Source organism: Pedobacter sp. PLR, from assembly GCF_026239675.1.
Taxonomy (GTDB): domain Bacteria; phylum Bacteroidota; class Bacteroidia; order Sphingobacteriales; family Sphingobacteriaceae; genus Pedobacter.
Map to the genome: position 1 here is coordinate 20,130 of NZ_JAPIVQ010000006.1, position 16,066 is coordinate 36,195.

At 41.4% G+C, this 16,066-nt stretch carries 13 protein-coding genes; all 13 read right to left on the reverse strand.

What is annotated here, in order from left to right; translation table 11 throughout:
* Positions 1–12: 12 nt before the first annotated feature.
* Positions 13–2,187 (reverse strand): alpha-L-fucosidase, encoded by a 2,175-nt coding sequence (locus OQX61_RS15360; RefSeq protein WP_265842654.1) that lies wholly within the window; start codon positions 2,185–2,187, stop codon positions 13–15.
* Positions 2,188–2,542: 355 nt separating this feature from the next.
* The gene (gene rfbA, locus OQX61_RS15365) at positions 2,543–3,403 is read right to left on the reverse strand and encodes a glucose-1-phosphate thymidylyltransferase RfbA (protein ID WP_265842655.1); all 861 of its coding nucleotides are present in this window, start codon (positions 3,401–3,403) and stop codon (positions 2,543–2,545) included.
* A gap of 68 nt (positions 3,404–3,471) precedes the next feature.
* Positions 3,472–4,044 carry a DUF3109 family protein gene (locus OQX61_RS15370; protein ID WP_265842656.1) on the reverse strand — a complete coding sequence of 191 codons (573 nt, stop codon included), beginning with the start codon at positions 4,042–4,044 and terminating at the stop codon, positions 3,472–3,474.
* 5 nt (positions 4,045–4,049) lie between these two features.
* Positions 4,050–4,826: a DUF3108 domain-containing protein gene (locus OQX61_RS15375; protein ID WP_265842657.1), complete on the reverse strand. Its 777-nt coding sequence runs from the start codon at positions 4,824–4,826 to the stop codon at positions 4,050–4,052.
* Between the two features lie 30 nt (positions 4,827–4,856).
* A complete protein-coding gene (locus OQX61_RS15380; RefSeq protein ID WP_265842658.1) occupies positions 4,857–5,372 on the reverse strand; it encodes a DUF2480 family protein in 516 nt (171 codons plus the stop codon).
* A gap of 63 nt (positions 5,373–5,435) precedes the next feature.
* Positions 5,436–7,532 (reverse strand): peptidylprolyl isomerase, encoded by a 2,097-nt coding sequence (locus OQX61_RS15385; protein WP_265842659.1) that lies wholly within the window; start codon positions 7,530–7,532, stop codon positions 5,436–5,438.
* Between the two features lie 128 nt (positions 7,533–7,660).
* Positions 7,661–8,233, reverse strand: a complete 573-nt coding sequence (lptC, locus tag OQX61_RS15390) for an LPS export ABC transporter periplasmic protein LptC (RefSeq protein ID WP_265842660.1) — start codon at positions 8,231–8,233, stop codon at positions 7,661–7,663.
* Positions 8,234–8,240: 7 nt separating this feature from the next.
* Complete coding sequence (locus OQX61_RS15395) at positions 8,241–9,551, reverse strand: hypothetical protein (RefSeq protein WP_265842661.1); 1,311 nt, start codon at positions 9,549–9,551, stop codon at positions 8,241–8,243.
* Positions 9,514–10,269 (reverse strand): type III pantothenate kinase, encoded by a 756-nt coding sequence (locus OQX61_RS15400; RefSeq protein ID WP_265842662.1) that lies wholly within the window; start codon positions 10,267–10,269, stop codon positions 9,514–9,516. The genes OQX61_RS15395 and OQX61_RS15400 overlap by 38 nt, the downstream gene beginning before the upstream one ends.
* A 98-nt stretch (positions 10,270–10,367) precedes the next feature.
* Positions 10,368–11,348: a DUF6427 family protein gene (locus OQX61_RS15405; RefSeq protein WP_265842663.1), complete on the reverse strand. Its 981-nt coding sequence runs from the start codon at positions 11,346–11,348 to the stop codon at positions 10,368–10,370.
* 29 nt (positions 11,349–11,377) lie between these two features.
* A complete protein-coding gene (locus OQX61_RS15410) occupies positions 11,378–12,364 on the reverse strand; it encodes a glycosyltransferase family protein (protein ID WP_265842664.1) in 987 nt (328 codons plus the stop codon).
* Positions 12,365–12,393: 29 nt separating this feature from the next.
* On the reverse strand, positions 12,394–13,245 hold the full coding sequence (locus tag OQX61_RS15415) for a UDP-2,3-diacylglucosamine diphosphatase (protein WP_265843070.1): 852 nt from the start codon (positions 13,243–13,245) through the stop codon (positions 12,394–12,396).
* A gap of 309 nt (positions 13,246–13,554) precedes the next feature.
* Entirely contained in the window at positions 13,555–16,035 is a 2,481-nt protein-coding gene (locus OQX61_RS15420; protein WP_265842665.1) for a YfhO family protein, read from the reverse strand.
* Positions 16,036–16,066: the final 31 nt, after the last annotated feature.

Sequence of the window (16,066 nt, forward strand, 5' to 3'; positions counted from 1 at the left end):
AAATGATTTTGGCTACTTTCCACTAAAAAGCAGGGTAACATTTGACAATCGGAGCGTACTATGGGGAGAAAGTGGTTTATTCAGCTGCCAGCTGAAAGGATAATATCTGCCCTTTTCAAAAGAGATATCAGGTAGGTTTTTATAGTATAATTCCTGTGTCTGACTGTTATCAATTCCAAGGTCGATCTTTTTCTGATAACCATTATAAAGCTTTACCAGCAATTGGTTTTTACCCTTTTTTAGCGGCAGTAAAATCAGCTCATTCGACTGGTTTTCTTTGAAAGGATTGTTGTGTTTAGCCAGCTCCAGTCCGTTTAGCGTAATCAACACACCATCGGTACTGGTGATCCCTACCAGGAAAGGCTGATCTTCGGTTGCATTAATCTCCTGCAACAGGTAAACTGCAGTGCTTGGATCTGCTTCCAGCGTATACTTTTCATTGTTTTTCCAACCGGTTTTCTTTGTCCAGTTTAAGGCTTTTCTTTTTCCGGCCCATGGTTGTGTTGGATCTATGTTTTTGGGATCCCCCGGAAAACCTTCAATCCCGGTTTCCAGCGCATCAGATAAATATATTGGTCCCCAGGTCAGGTTTCCGTTTTGTTTTATCGCCTCGGTTTTACCGTCTGTAAAAGTCAGCGGACTGACTTTACCGTTTAGCTCCAGGTCTATGGTTTTTCCTTTTTCCTGTGCAGAATAATAGATGACCGGGGTATAATTACCGTTTTGTAGCGGTTGCAACGTCCAGGACTCTTTGATGGTACTTTGAAATCTGGTATTGTAATCCACGCCGGAGCTGCTGTAATGTTTAAAAGCGTTCTGAGAATTCAAGTTTAAGCCTCCTGCAAGCAAGTTATGGGCAGCGTCTGACAAAGGAATCACATTTGCTGGTGGCACGGTATAGCCATTTGCAAAAGTAAGCCTGATCACTTTAAACTCCTGATCCGGGTTTATCCCCGATGGGATCTTGATTTTCACACCCTGATCGTTCTGCGTAAAGCTGATCTTTTGATATTTTTCGCCCAATACACCTATGCTTTTGATCTTTCCTTTGAGACCCGGTAAAATGATCTGTCCATTTTCAGGATTACTCATGACATGCAGATAGAGCTTGTTAGGTTTAGCGGTTAAGCTACCCCATTTGAAAGCAACATGAAAAGGATCTGCATCTGTACCATAAATCGCTTCTCCGTTTTTATCCAGCCACTTTCCAATATTGAGTAAAATATCTTTTTCAAAGCCGACTACTGAGCCCTCTCCTTTCGGACCGATGTTCAGCAGAAAGTTACCGCCTCTACTCACTACGCGAATCAAACTGGTTAACTTTTCTTTAGTTTTCAGGGCTTCACTGCCTCTGTCCTGCCATGACCTGTAACTCCAGGTATCGTCAAAGAAAGACGCTGGCGACTGCCAGGGTACGCCAATCGCATAATCAGGTTCCTGATTATCCCCCATCACATTGAAATCGCCCATATCGTTACCGATACGGCTTCCAATCATACAGTCAGGCTGTAATTTATGCACTAAATCTCTTAATTCTTTACTTTCAGAGGCATTTTGAGAGCCCATATCGAACCACAATTCAGAGATCGGGCCGTAATTACTCAGCAATTCTGTGATTTGCTTTTTATTGTATTGTACATGTTCCGGGGTGATATAATCCGAATTGCTACTGGAAATCGGAGAAGCTTGCGGGTAATGCCAATCGATCAGAGAAAAGTATAAACCGAACCTTAATCCGGCACGTTTACAGGCCTCCGAAAGTTCTTTCACTATATCTCTTTTGAAAGGGGTCGCATCCACCACATTGAAATCTGTAGTTGCCGTTTTAAACATGCAGAAACCATCATGATGTTTGGAAGTGATCACAATAGAGCGCATCCCGGCTTTTTTCGCCAGGGAGACAATGGAATCTGCATTCCAGTCTTTAGGATTAAACCTTTTAGCAACTCCTGCATAAGTATCGCTATAAATCCCTGCATGGGCCTGAATCTGTTCGCTTAAACCTTTGCTGATCTCTTTACCTTCCCATACGCCGCCTAACACGGAATAAATGCCATAATGGATAAACATACTATATTTCTGATCTTGCCAGGCTTTTAATGCTTTAGGATCGTGCTGCGAAAAACTAACACTGCTGCATAAAAGGAGCAGGAGCAGCAAAAAACCTGATTTCTGTTTTGTTGTCATTTGATCTATTATTTGGTTATAGCGCGGGTGTCTTAGCGGTTAAGATAACCAAAAGCACCTAAATTCAAAGTAAGCAGATTGTTAGCGGGAAAAATTACTGCATTTGTCAAAAGACTAAACGATTTTGGCAGCAGCAAAATTGTTACTTATTAAGCGAGCCATCAGGATTGGAACATAATACCAGATTCAGAGGAGCTTATAACAGACCTTAGAAAACATAACAAATGCCCAAAAAACTACGGAATACGGAAAAACCAAAGGCATAAAAAAACCCGGCAATTGCCGGGTTTCCTAAAATCTATGCTATAAAATATAGCTGAATTGCTAAATCAAAAGAATTGATTTCAGCGCTTCGTTACTTGATCATTTTCAACAAATAAGCACCATAACCACTTTTCACCAATGGTGTAGCGACCTTACGAAGCTGTTCTTTATCGATAAAGCCCATGCGGTAAGCGACCTCTTCGATACATCCGATTTTCAATCCCTGACGTTCTTCGATCACCTGAACAAACTGTCCGGCTTGCATTAGCGAGGCAAAAGTTCCGGTATCTAACCAGGCAGTGCCTCTGCTCAATACGCCAACTTTCAGTTTATTCTGCTCCAGATATACCTTATTCACATCTGTAATTTCATACTCACCACGAGGGGAAGGCTGAATGTTTTTAGCAATCTCTACTACACTATTGTCGTAGAAATAAAGGCCTGGAACTGCGTAATCAGACTTAGGTTCTTCCGGTTTCTCTTCGATAGAGATTGCGCGGTTTTCTGCATCAAATTCCACAACACCATAACGTTCCGGATCAGAAACGCGGTAAGCGAATACCACGCCACCATCAGGATCTGAGCTCGTCTGTAACAGGTTTGACATCCCATCGCCATAAAAGATATTATCACCTAATACCAGGGCCACTTTATCTGTACCGATAAAATCGGCACCGATGACGAATGCTTGTGCTAAACCGTTAGGAACGGCCTGTTCTGCATAGGAGAACTCACACCCCAGGTCCTTACCATCACCCAATAACTTCTTAAAGTTTGGTAAATCATGAGGGGTAGAAATGATCAGAATCTCTCTGATTCCTGCAAGCATTAAAGTAGACAATGGGTAATAGATCATCGGTTTATCATAAACCGGCATCATTTGCTTACTCATTACCAGAGTTAGAGGGTGCAGTCTTGTACCGCTTCCTCCTGCTAAAATTATTCCTTTCAAGTTGTAGTTTGGTTTTTGTGATTATATGTTTAGCTCTTTTTTCTTCAACAAAATATGGTGATCAGGGCTTAGCCTCCTTTATTTTCAGCCACACTATTTTCCAGTTCGGCATACCATTCGGCACCGTACTTTCTAATCAGCGGACCTTTCAGGAACTGATAAACCGGTACTTTTAACTCTCTTCCGAAAGAACAGGCATCATGGCAAATGTGCCATCTATCATAGTTTAAAACTTCAAATTCCGGGTATTGCGTGACGCGAATCGGATACAAATGGCAGGAAATCGGCTTTTGCCATTCTACCAGCCCCAGTTCATAACCTTTTTCGATACCACATTTGGTGATTCCGTTTTCGAAAGTCACGTAGGCACATTCCTTATTTCCATCCACACAAGGCGTCGTCAGGTCACCATCAGCATCAACTACTGAAGTCCCTTGTTCTTCGATTGCCTTAATTCCTTTTTCTTCCAGCAGGTGCTTGATTTTCGGATAAATATCCTTTAAAATAGCGGTTTCTGCAACGTCCAAAGGGGCACCTGCATCACCTTCGACGCAGCAAATGCCTTTACACTTGTTTAAGTTACAGACAAAGCTTTCGCTGATCAGGTCCTCGTGAACGAGTGTATTTTGTACTTCTATCATTTTATTTATTTTACGATCGCCAGCGGATACTTCAATCCTACGGCTGATTTAATTTCCATTGTCACTGCGCCCACTAAGATCTCCACCTGGGCCTTTACAGGCACTCTGTTTCCATCATCTGTGACCCACAGGTATAACCTGCTATCTTTTCTAAAGATCCTTCCAGGCTTAATTGAAGGACTAAACTTCAAACACCTGATCTTACCCATCTTTGTTTTTACGACTTCACGGCCTACAAACTGAATTTGCAGCTGACTGATTTCATCGCCTAGAAAGTAGTTCAGGTTCACCTCATCGCCGGGATTCAGCTTGCTGATGTCCAGACTACGGGCAAAATAATAGGTCGATACCAGGTCGAAGGTTTGCTTATTGGGTGTTTTAAAAGTCCCTTTCGTGGCCACCACCTTTTGCTCATTCTGGTAGAACCTTGCTTTATCTTCTCTCCGGTAGCTGCCCTCACGGATCTTCTCCTGGTAGAAATAAGGTTTAAGGTTTACCCGGTCTATATAAGAATCATAATGGTCTCTTATTTTATAAAAAACATCAAAGGTACCTGAGGTCTCACCGTCTACTGATAAACGATAAGTAGGTTTACCATCAAATTTAAGGTCAGAATCCAACACTTTTATCGTGCCTTCAGCGGCGGTAATGAAACCATACCTTAGTTTATATTTCAGTACTTCCCCGACCTGAAAAACAGGTTCTTTAACGAAAGGAAGCTCTTGAGCCATACCCCTGAAACTTAACAATGCAACGATGACGAACAATAATGATTTCTTCATATCAGGGTTTAATCAAAAAACACTCCAAACTTAATCCTTTCGCTTATAAATCGGCACTGTAGAACAAGGTTCACCATACATAATGCTCTTTACCACCGGTGTAAGCAGGCTGGTAATCTCCACATAAGCAGAAACAGGCACATCGATATCTGCGCAACCTTTAATCACCACGCGTTCTCCTGCGAAGGCATTCAGGTCTATTTTAGCCAGGGCTTTGGTAAACAATACAGATTCCAGCGTTTCCAGGCTCCCGAATACCACTTCATTGGCAAAGGGTTTTAATTTATTGGCTAGCAACATATAGGCCCATGTAGGCACGATTGCGTCGGCACTACAGATCACTGCGATATTTTTTCCGGTATAGCCTGCCCAGTCGTGGGTTTTAATAAACTCTCTAAAATCTTTCTCTCTCAACATGAGGCCATGAAAAAGATTGTCTTTGATATCATAAACCACCCTTTCGCCGGAATGGTAATACTCTTCCAGGTTGAAGGTGATCAAGCCACTTGCAGCTACTTTGTTAACGAAGTTTTCTTGAATGTCCATGCTTTTAAAATAAAAAAACCGGAAGCAAAAATACTTCCGGTTACAAAATTACGTAAAATAAGATTAATAGAATTTCACCCTATTGTCTTTTATCCTGGCTTTATCCTGTAAAGCCTGGAAAGCTGAACCTAAAGAGCGTTGTGCAATTGCCTGCATCATGGCTTCTTTTTGTTTGTAGGTATTCGCTAAAGGCGCTGGATTGATGAAATTATCTACTGAGAACACATAAACACCACGGTCACCATCTACTGGTTTAGAAACTTTAGCTGGTTGAGAACCGAATACGGAACCTACCAATTTATTTTCCTGACCACCACCTGGAATGATTGGGTTAGCAAACACAATATTCTGAACTGGATTAACCGGTTTACCTAATTTCTGTGCTACCTGATCAATACTTGCTGCGCCTTGTAAAGCTGCATTTGCTTTTTCAGTCAATAGTTTTGCTTTTACTGCATTACGCACTAAAGGCTCGATTTCTTTTTTAACGGCTTCTAAAGGTAAAGCACCTTTAGGATTTACACCAGTTACACGGGCAACAACAAAAGCGTTGTCCATTTGGTAGATTTCTTTAAGGATATCACCTTTATCAGCAGCATACGCATCGCGTATTAACTGACGAGGGTTATCTAAACCTGGAGCGAAACCTTGAGAAGCAGTCACTTTATCAGCTACACCAACGGTGAAACCTTTTTTCTGTGCCAGCTCGCTGAAGTTATTGTCTTTTGCTTCGGCAAGGAAGCTGCTTGCTTTTTTGTAAGCTGCGTCTTTAGTTTTATTACTTGGCGCAAGGTTTTTCTCGATATAAGCTAGTTTAGCTACTTTCGAGTTACCGATTTGTTTCTCCACTTTGATTAAGTGAACACCGAACTGAGAAGTTACCACTTTAAGATCGCCTGGTTTACCATTGAAGGCAGCGTTCTCAAATTCAGGAACCATTTGTCCGCGGCTGAAAGTACCAAGGTCACCACCTTTATCTTTCGAACCATCTACACTGAATTGTTTTGCCAATGCTGCAAAGCTTGCACCACCCTGAATCAATCCTTTTAAGGAATCAGCCACTTTAATCGCTTTATCAACGCCACCTAATTTAGCTGGATCGATTAAGATATGACTTGCTTTTACTGAATCCGGAGAGAAACGGGTATCTACAACTTTCACTAATTTGTAAGAGTTACCAGAGAATACAGGACCATAGAAAGTACCTGCAGGAAGGTTAAACACTACTGAATCAACAGCAGGATCTAATTTACCTTTGCTCATGTAGGTGTAAGGAACTTTCACATCTGAGTTTAAAGCAGCGAATAAAGAATCATTAGCAGCAGTTTTGAAGTCGGCAGCTAATTTCTCTACTTGTGTTTTTACCGCAACAGAATCATCTTTTGTTGGGTTAACGCTGAAAGTTACATACTCGAATGAACGGGTTTCTGCAGGGCTTTCAAAGCGTGCTTTATTTGCATTGTAATAATCAGAGTAATCTGATTCTGTTAATTTCACACTTGCATCAGGGATACCAGCGTAATCAAGGGCTACATATTTGAAGTTAGCCAATTTATTACGGTTGATATATTCATCATTTGCTTCCAGTGTGGTTACATATACTGAATTACGAACCAGGTTCGAATATTTCTGTTGTAAAGCTTGTTTTTCGATTTCCAACTGCAACATATCCCATTGTTGTTTCAACTGAGGGTTTTTTGCCTGTTGTTTAAGAGAAGCGATTACTTCAGCGCGGTTTACCTGACCGGTCTGAGGGTTACCGAAGTACTGAACGATCAGTGGACTTGGGTTATTACCTTGCAATAAATCAAATAATTCATCACCAGACACCGTTAAACCCAGACGGCTGTACTCTTTACCTAAAAGAACCGTTGCAATTTCACCGTTCCAAACGTTGTCCACAGCCATTGCCTGCATTTGGGCATTTCCTGAGCCACCGTATTGTTGTTTAAACTGCGCTAAACTCTGGTCTACTTTAGGACCAAAAGTATCAATGCTAATATCTTCACCGTCAATCGATCCGACAACCTTTTGAGATTCTGCCCAGAAAGGCTTACCTACGTTAACTGCATCACCAACTAAAAATGCAACAATTGCAAAACCGATGGCACCGATCAAAATGTACCCTGCGCGATTCCGCAAAAATGTCATTAATCCCATAATATCCTTATTTATAATTCTTTTTTAAGAGGTCGCAAGATACAACTTTTGCTAAAAAAAGAAAATATAAAATTGTTTTTGATTAAGTATTTAAAAATTAAGGAAATATGGGCTTTTAAAAGGGCAGATTATTCGCCGAAATTTTTGTCAACGTAAGTCTCACCATAGCCTTGTTCGAAGTTAAAAACGCTAAAATCCTGCGTAGCGCTGAAATTTATGGCATTGATTACTGTACCATCAGGCTTAGTGATGACGCCTTTTGGCGAATAAAACATTTTTTTGTTTTGATCCCAGGTCAGCTCTTCCGTATTGAAAGTAAGCTGTTCGTCGACCACTACAACATTTCGTTTAAAGATGATGATTTTTTCTACGTCTTTGGAGATCGCATAATCGGAAGTAATAGAACCTTTGATCTTCAGGCTATCGTTCAGGAAATCAATCTTTACCCCTTTTGGCATTTCCTGATAGGCGGCGCCATTTACAGGGGTGATTTTATCCATGATAGGTGCGGTACCCTTCGCTTTTACCACCGAAGAATCACTATAAATGATCTCTACGCCAATAGTCCGGTCACGGTTCTTGATGATCTCGTTCTTCGCAAGGGGAACGGCTTTTTTCAAGTCGTCATCCCCGCAGGAACTCAGGCAGAGCTGGAATAAGCACAGTATAGCCAAACCAGAGGTGATGCCTGAGGATTTCATCAGCTGCTTAATAAAGCTTATTTTTAATAAACCAGGTATCATTAAGTGTAAATGCAAGATGCAAATTGATGTAATTTTCTTTAACCAGACCTTTAGACAAGGTACCTCTTTGTCCAACCTCTGCGGTTACGTTCATTTTGTAAATTGAATATCTGCTGGAAGCCAATGGTAATCCCAAACCGAAAGTAACGGCTTGTTGTTTGATATCCTGGCCATCTCTCTGAATGTATGTCTTATCGTAAGTATATCCTAAACGGTAATCTACGCGGCTAAAGTAGCTGTTGATTGAAGAGATATCCGGAGTGTACTGACCACCGGCAGAAACTCCCCAGCTGTCTTGTAATCCTTGATTAACACCTGCAATTGTTAGTTTTTTCCATCCGCCCATTCTATAATCCGCACCAATCATCCACTTATTATCCTTTTGGATCGTAAAACCGAAGTTATGTGTTAATGGAAGTTTTAAGCTTGATTTTGCACCCTCAATGGTAGAAAGCGTATCTGATACACCGGCATCTTCTCCATCAGCTGTTCTGAAAAACTGAGAGGCTACAAAAGTTCTGGTAGAGTTGATGTTAGATGAGGCAGATCCAGAATACCCTAAGGTGATTCTCTTTTTGGTACCTAATTTAATTTCATATTGAGCACCGTAAGAGAAACTTACACCACCCACACTATTTTTATCCTGTTCTCTGGTATAAACTGAGTTCAGTCTCTGTAATTCGTAAGTACTGGTGTTTTGCAGATCACCGAAGATATATTCCACGTTCGCACCAATCCTGAAGTTATCACCAATTGCCTGACCGATACCTAAATAAGCTTTCGACAAACCACCCTGACCTGTAAAGGTTCTTATGGCATCACTGGTATCTACTTTAGAGACGGTTTGATAATCATACCCTACCTGCGTAAAAGGCATTAAACCGAAACTTAATCCTGTTTTTCCTTGTACCACAGGGAATGCAAATGCGATATGACCCAGAGATCCGTTAAAGCTTTTCTCTGAAAGGCTACCTTGTTTCAGGGTGTTTATAGTACCTGAAAGGCCAACATCAGCAGTAGTCATTGAAATTCCGACATAAGAAGCGGGATTTTGCATGTTGATATTGTTGTAACCATTCGGCTTATACACACCGGCAGAAATTCCACCCATTGCCCTAAACTGAGGAAGCACTAATTGTTTCACATTTCCAAGACCATATCTAGAATATGGAGATTGAGATGTAATCTGTGCCTGGGCATTAATGCCGGTAAACAATACCAATACCGCTGCTATATAATTAATTTTTTTGTACATATTCGAAAGCAATGACTTCATTTAATCCTTTTATAACCAGATACGGATCGTGAGTAATTTGAGGCGCAAAGATGCTGTTTTTTAATTGTTTCAGCAAAAAAGCCCCGTTACCCCCTGTGATCAGTACCCTAAGGTCTTTATTTTTATTATTCTGTTGAGCGATAAAGCCCTCCACTTCATTAATTACTCCTTGTAAAACTCCATTCTGAATGGCGGTAGTGGTATCGGTACCATCCGGCACGGTCCCCGCTTCCCTGTCCCAATCTACCAATGGCAAACGCCCGGTATAATGGTTTAATGCTTTAAAACGCATATCTATCCCTAAACTTATGCTTCCTCCAAAATACTCGCTTTGGGCGTTCAGCAGGTCGTAGGTAATACAGGTCCCTGCATCTATTATGAAACAGCTTTCCCCCTGATAATAATGATTCGCGGCAATAATTTTTGCCCAGCGATCTAGTCCCAGGGTAGCTAATGTTTGATAATGATTCTTTATTCCGGTATTCACTCCGGTAGAGAAAGGAAAGTAAACAGTCTTGTCTTTCAACACCTGTATGATTTCTTCCAATTCTGGTCCTACACTGGAAATGGTGGAGCAGCTTATCTGGTATTTTTCAATCAGACCAGACAATAGTTCCGGAGTAATTTCTTTGAATGCCTCCGAATAAACAATCGTTCTGTCGTCAAAAACAGCAATCTTACTGTTTGTATTACCGATATCTATAACCAGATTATGCACCAAATAATTGTTCTAATAATTGAGCTCCGACTCCAACCTTCATGGCACAAAGCTATTAATCTTTAGCAAGTTTCAAGGGGCCAAATTGTTAAAAAAAGTTAAACAAACAAAAAGTACTGGATTGCTAAAACCAAAATCAGGAATAAGCTCTCATAAAACCAGCGCTTTTTGGCGTTGGAAAAATAGTAGGCCAGTAACACCGATCCCGGTGGCACGCAAAGCAGGAAATGATAAAGTCTGAAATCCGGCTTCGTATAAAAGCTGAGGATGGCCACTACAAACATGATGAACAACATCTGAAAGGCCTTTCTGGTGCTGATAAAGCTTCTGAAAAAGTTTTCACGAAGCTGAATAATCGCCAGAACCATCATTACCAATACCGGCACTAACACCAGATAATCGTTGTAATTGATCTTAAATACGGAAGGGAATTTATTTCCCAACGGCAGCCAGATTTTATAGAACATGGAAAGGCTGTCGTTCCAGTAATAGAAGACCCATACGAAGAAAAATATGGTTAAAAAGCCTACCAGACCCGCAATCCACTCTTTCCCGTTAAACGAACGGTACAGTAGCAGCGTAAACCAGATCATGGCCAGCATCACAATAAAAGGGAAATAAATAAGGGTACCTATGGCAATAAGCATCCCGATATCAAACATGATCATTAGGGCATTTGGAGATTTGCCGACTTTCAGCAGTTTATCCATGATCCAGATCAGCAGGAAATTACAAATCAGGGTGGGGCTTAAGACCAGAAAAGGCATGAATAGTCCCGCAGCGGTGACATAAATCAGGGCAGGCAGGAAATTCGGCTTGTTCAGCAAGCCGTGATTGTTCACTACCCTATTGAATAAAATCGCCTGGATATAAATGATAATCGCTGCAAAAAATGCGTTTCCAATGGGAGAAAACGTATTCTGAACCGGAATCTGAATAAAAAACTTGGTATAAGGTTCCAGGAATTCAAAATTCAGGTGTTCTGGCGGGTCTGCAAAAATCGCCATGCGCATAAAAAAAGTATATGCGAATAACAGGAGCAGGTTAATAGGGTTTAAATTTCTAAATTGATTGATCATGCCTGTATATTAGGGCAAAGTAAAGCAATTTATCTGGCAAAATCCTTTACTACTTTTTCAATTACTGCAGCGGTTTCATCAGGGAAATGGAACTGATGTTCCTGAGGTTGCGCTACCCATTCTTTGATGATGGGCAGCCAGTTCCTGTTGCTCGCCCAGATTACCGGCAGTCCGAATTTCTTCAAAGCGAAAGCATTACATTGCTGTTCATATTGAAATTTCATCGGGGCAACCAACAGCTTTTTACCCAGGAATAGTGCTTCTGCAGGGCCTTCAAAGCCACCTCCGGTAAACAATCCTTCGCAGGAAGCCAGACTTTTATTGAACAATTCGTTATTGACCGGGCAGACTTCCACGTTGCCATCTATATAGCTCAATCTGGTGTGTTTGGAAAACACCTGCCATTTTACCAGTGGAATTTGTTTAAGAATAGGTACTAAATATTTATCGTCAATTGCGGGCAGGTAAACCGTATAATGGCCAAGATTGCTGACCTTCATATTGCGGATTTCTGCACGAATTACCGGTGTATAGATAAAATCATCGTAACGTTCGAAATGGAAACCTACATAATGAGTTGCCGGGGCATAGTACTTCATCACGAGTTGCGCCCAGTCGATACTTTTAGGTTTAGGTACTTTTTTGGATTGAAAAGAGGCCTGATGACTTAATCCTACGCTTTCCAGTCCTTGAGTACGACAAGCCCATGCGGTTACCGGCTCAAAATCATTCAGAATCAGGTTGTATTCTTTCAAAGGAATAGTCTTCATGTCTTTTACAAAACGAGGAAGATTCATGCTTTTCCAGGTTTCATAATGATTTACGCCACCTTTTTTACCAAAGACAAAGCTGAAACCATGGAGCTGGTATTTCACTTTTTGCACCAATTGAACATCTGCCTGGGTACCGCTGATCAGTAAATCTACGTCGCCATATTGCTGCAATAGTGGAACTATTTCCCTTGCTCTGCTAATATGTCCGTTTCCTGTACCCTGAATAGCGTATAGTATTTTCATCCGCACCGAATATCTACAATTTTTACGCTTTAGACAATTTCTAATTTAATCTTTTGGAGCAGCACATTGATATCCAGTTTGCTGTGGAGGTCTTCACTGTCGGACAATTCGCCCTCTTCCAGTTCTTCTTCTTCAAATTCTTTCGGATCATATTTAAAGATCTTCCATTCTTTTTCAGCGTATTCCAATGCTGTCAGGTTTTCCACCCAATCCCCACTGTTTAAGTACAATACTTCTCCTTCCTCGCTGGTAATGGTTCTCATTTCCGGCTGGTGGATATGTCCGCAAACGACATATTGATAACCGTTTTGTATGGCCAGTTCGGCTGCTGTACTTTCAAAGCTATTGATGAATTTAACGGCATCTTTAAAGGCTGCTTTAATTTTTTTGGAGAAGCTCATTTTCTCCCTGCCGAAGAGTTCGAGAAACCAGTTGGCGAAACTATTGATCAGAATTAAGGAGTCGTAACCTACGGCGCCTAATTTGGCCAGCCATTTGGAATGTTGCATGGTGACGTCGAAAATATCGCCGTGAAAGAACCATGCTTTTTTACCATCGAGCTCTAAAACCAGCTTGTTTTGCAGGTGGAAAGCCCCCAGGTGCATGTCTGCGAATTTTCTTAACAGCTCATCATGGTTGCCGGTCAGGTAATAGACAGGAACGCCTTCTACCACAAATTTCATGAGTTTCCGCAGTACTTTCATGTGTGTTTCCGGCCAGTAGCGCTTGCTAAACTGCCAGATGTCAATGATATCGCCGTTGAGGACGATCTGCTTAGGTTTGATACTTTTAAGGTATTTTAAGAGTTCTTTGGCGTGACAGCCATACGTTCCAAGATGAACGTCGGAAATGACCACGATATCGACGGCTCTTTTAGACATCATCTTCCTCCAGCCATAGGTCGTAAGGACTGAAAAAGAAAGCAATCCCGACGACTAAACAAATGATCAACAACAATTCCTGCATAGGTTTAACAGTTTATGATGCAAAAATGCAATCCTAAGATTAACAGATCATTAAGGAATCGTTATTTGTTAAGCCGGCAAGTAAAGCCGGGTGATCAACAGAAAAATCCGGATGGTTAAAAACCACTACTCAGCACGCTAAGCATCACCTATTTTAGGCCGCGACAGTGCATAAAAAAGGCCCGATGTTTTGCAACATCGGGCCTGGTATCTTGTTTAAAAGCGTTATGCTGCTTTTTTCTTTTTATTTTCTGAGTAGAAAGCAAAACCTAAACCTGCTAGTAGTAAGATCGAACCTACTAAAGAGATATTTTCGCCCATATAGTAAGAAACCGGCTCAAATTTAAACTCTACTTTATGATTTCCTGCTTCTAACTGTGCTGCACGTAATACGTAATCTGCTCTGAAATAAGGTTTTTTAACCCCATCCACATACATATTCCATCCTTTATCGTAATAAATTTCTGAGAATACTGCGATTACATCTCTTGGCGCAGTGTAAGAATAAACCAGGTGATCCGGGTGGTAGCTGTCTAATTTAATAGATGCCGAAGGATCTGCACCCAGACGTTTAGTATCGATTAAAGACTTGTATTTAATGTCCACAATTGCTTCTTTCTTAGGATCAAAGCTACTGATTGCTTTCATTTCTTCATCGGCATCCTGCGCAAACTGTACATTCTGAACGATCCAGGCATTACCCGCAGCCGTTGGATTGCGTTGCATTTTATAAGAACCGTTTTGTTGATCCTGAGTGATGATATATTTCGTATTCAACATATCTAATACATCCTGGTTCACGCTTTTAGAGAGCTGACTGTCGATCAGTTCCTGGTAACGTTTCAATTTAGCGGCATGGTAACCACCGATTGTTTTATGGAACTGAGAAGTACTCGCGTCTGAGAACGTAGAAATACTCAGGTCAAGCACTCTAAAGTTAGGGTCTTTATCAGCCATGATAAACGTATCTACATCACGAGGCTGGAAATGGTTGGTTAAATCGCTTTTGCTGGCGAAGTTGCTGTTATTTAAATAACGGCGATCTACCTGCCAAAGGTCTGTTAAGATCACCAGACCTAAGATAATTACAGTGGTTTGTGCGTTCAGTTTTTTATTGATGAATGCCCATACCAGCGCATAACCGATCACGATCAGTAATAAGGTACGTAAAGCATCCGCACGGGCGATATCTGCACGATCCTGAATTAAAGCATTGGTGATACTCTCTGCTACACCGCGGTTGTTATCCAGCATTTGTGTCAATGCCTGTAACATTTGAGGGTGCGTAGAAGAAGTGAAGCTAAAGAAAGCGGTAGGCATAATCGCCACCAACAGCGCAAAACCACCTGTAATTGCAGCTGCAATCGTCAGTTTTTTAGTCAGTGTTTTTTGGTCGTAACTACCTTCCTGTGCTTCTTTAATCGCAAGAACAGCTAAGATTGGCACCAATAATCCAACCAGGGCAAGAATAGATTCTACTGCTCTGAACTTGTTGTACATCGGGAAGTATTCGAAGAACAAGTCGGATACAAACGGTGCGTTTTTACCGAAAGACAATAGCATAAATAGCGCTGTGGTCCCTACGATCCACCATTTTATTCTACTTTTTACGATCAGTAAACCGAATACGAAAAGGAAACATACGATGGCACCGAAGTAATAAGGGCCTGAAGTACCCGGTTTTTCACCCCAGTATTGTTGCAGACCTAATTGTCCGGCCAATTGCTGAATTGCCTGGGTAGGATCACCGCCTGTAACTCCCTGTAATGCTTTATAAGTATGGCTTTCTGGTTTTACAATCTGGTCGATGCTTGTTGCGCCACCATAAAGGTTAGGAATCAGGAAGGTGAAACTTTCGCCTACACCCTGGCTCCATCCGTAAGCATATTCTTTAGAAAGGCCGTTTTTCTCTTCGGCTTTATCGGTAGTGATGTTAGATTTTCCACGGTTAGACTCTAATCCGTATTCGTAGGTAGTCCACAGTTTACCTGCATTTACCATTAAGGCCACCACTAAGGCGATGCCTAAGAAAGTCATTGACCTGCCAAACGCAGCTAGTTTTTTCTCTTTAACAGCATGATAAACTTCGATACCGATGAAAATCAATAGCGCAATCATCAGATAATAAGTCATCTGGATGTGATTGGCTCTGATTTCCAGGGCCAGGAACAAAGCGGTTAAGCTTCCTCCCAACCAATATTTACCCCTAAGGGTGAGGATGACACCGGCAATAATCGGAGCGATGAAAGCAATGGCTAAAGCCTTATTGCTGTGTCCGGCGGCGATAATAATAAAGTTATAGGAGGTAAAGGCGAAAGCGATTGCGCCTGCTGCGGCGAGCCATGGGTTAACCCGGAGCACACAAAACAGCAAATATGCACCTACCAGGTACAATAAAACTGCATCTACAGGATCAGGGAAAACGGCTTTAATTGTCGAGATCACGTATGTACCTACATTCATTGGGTGTTGCACCCAAATCTGATAGGCAGGCATACCGCCAAACATTTGATTCGTCCAAAGAGGGCCTTTGCCATCTTTAGCCTTATAATCCATAATTTCTTTAGCAGTAGCTTTTGCCTGGATGACGTCACTTTGTGCAGGAGCTTTTCCTTGCATTACAGGACTGAAATAGACAAAACAGATGATCACAAAAAATCCAATGATGGCCAGGTGGATGCCATTCGCTTTTAACCAATTATTCATTAAGGTTTGTTTAAGATTTAAACTAACCCCA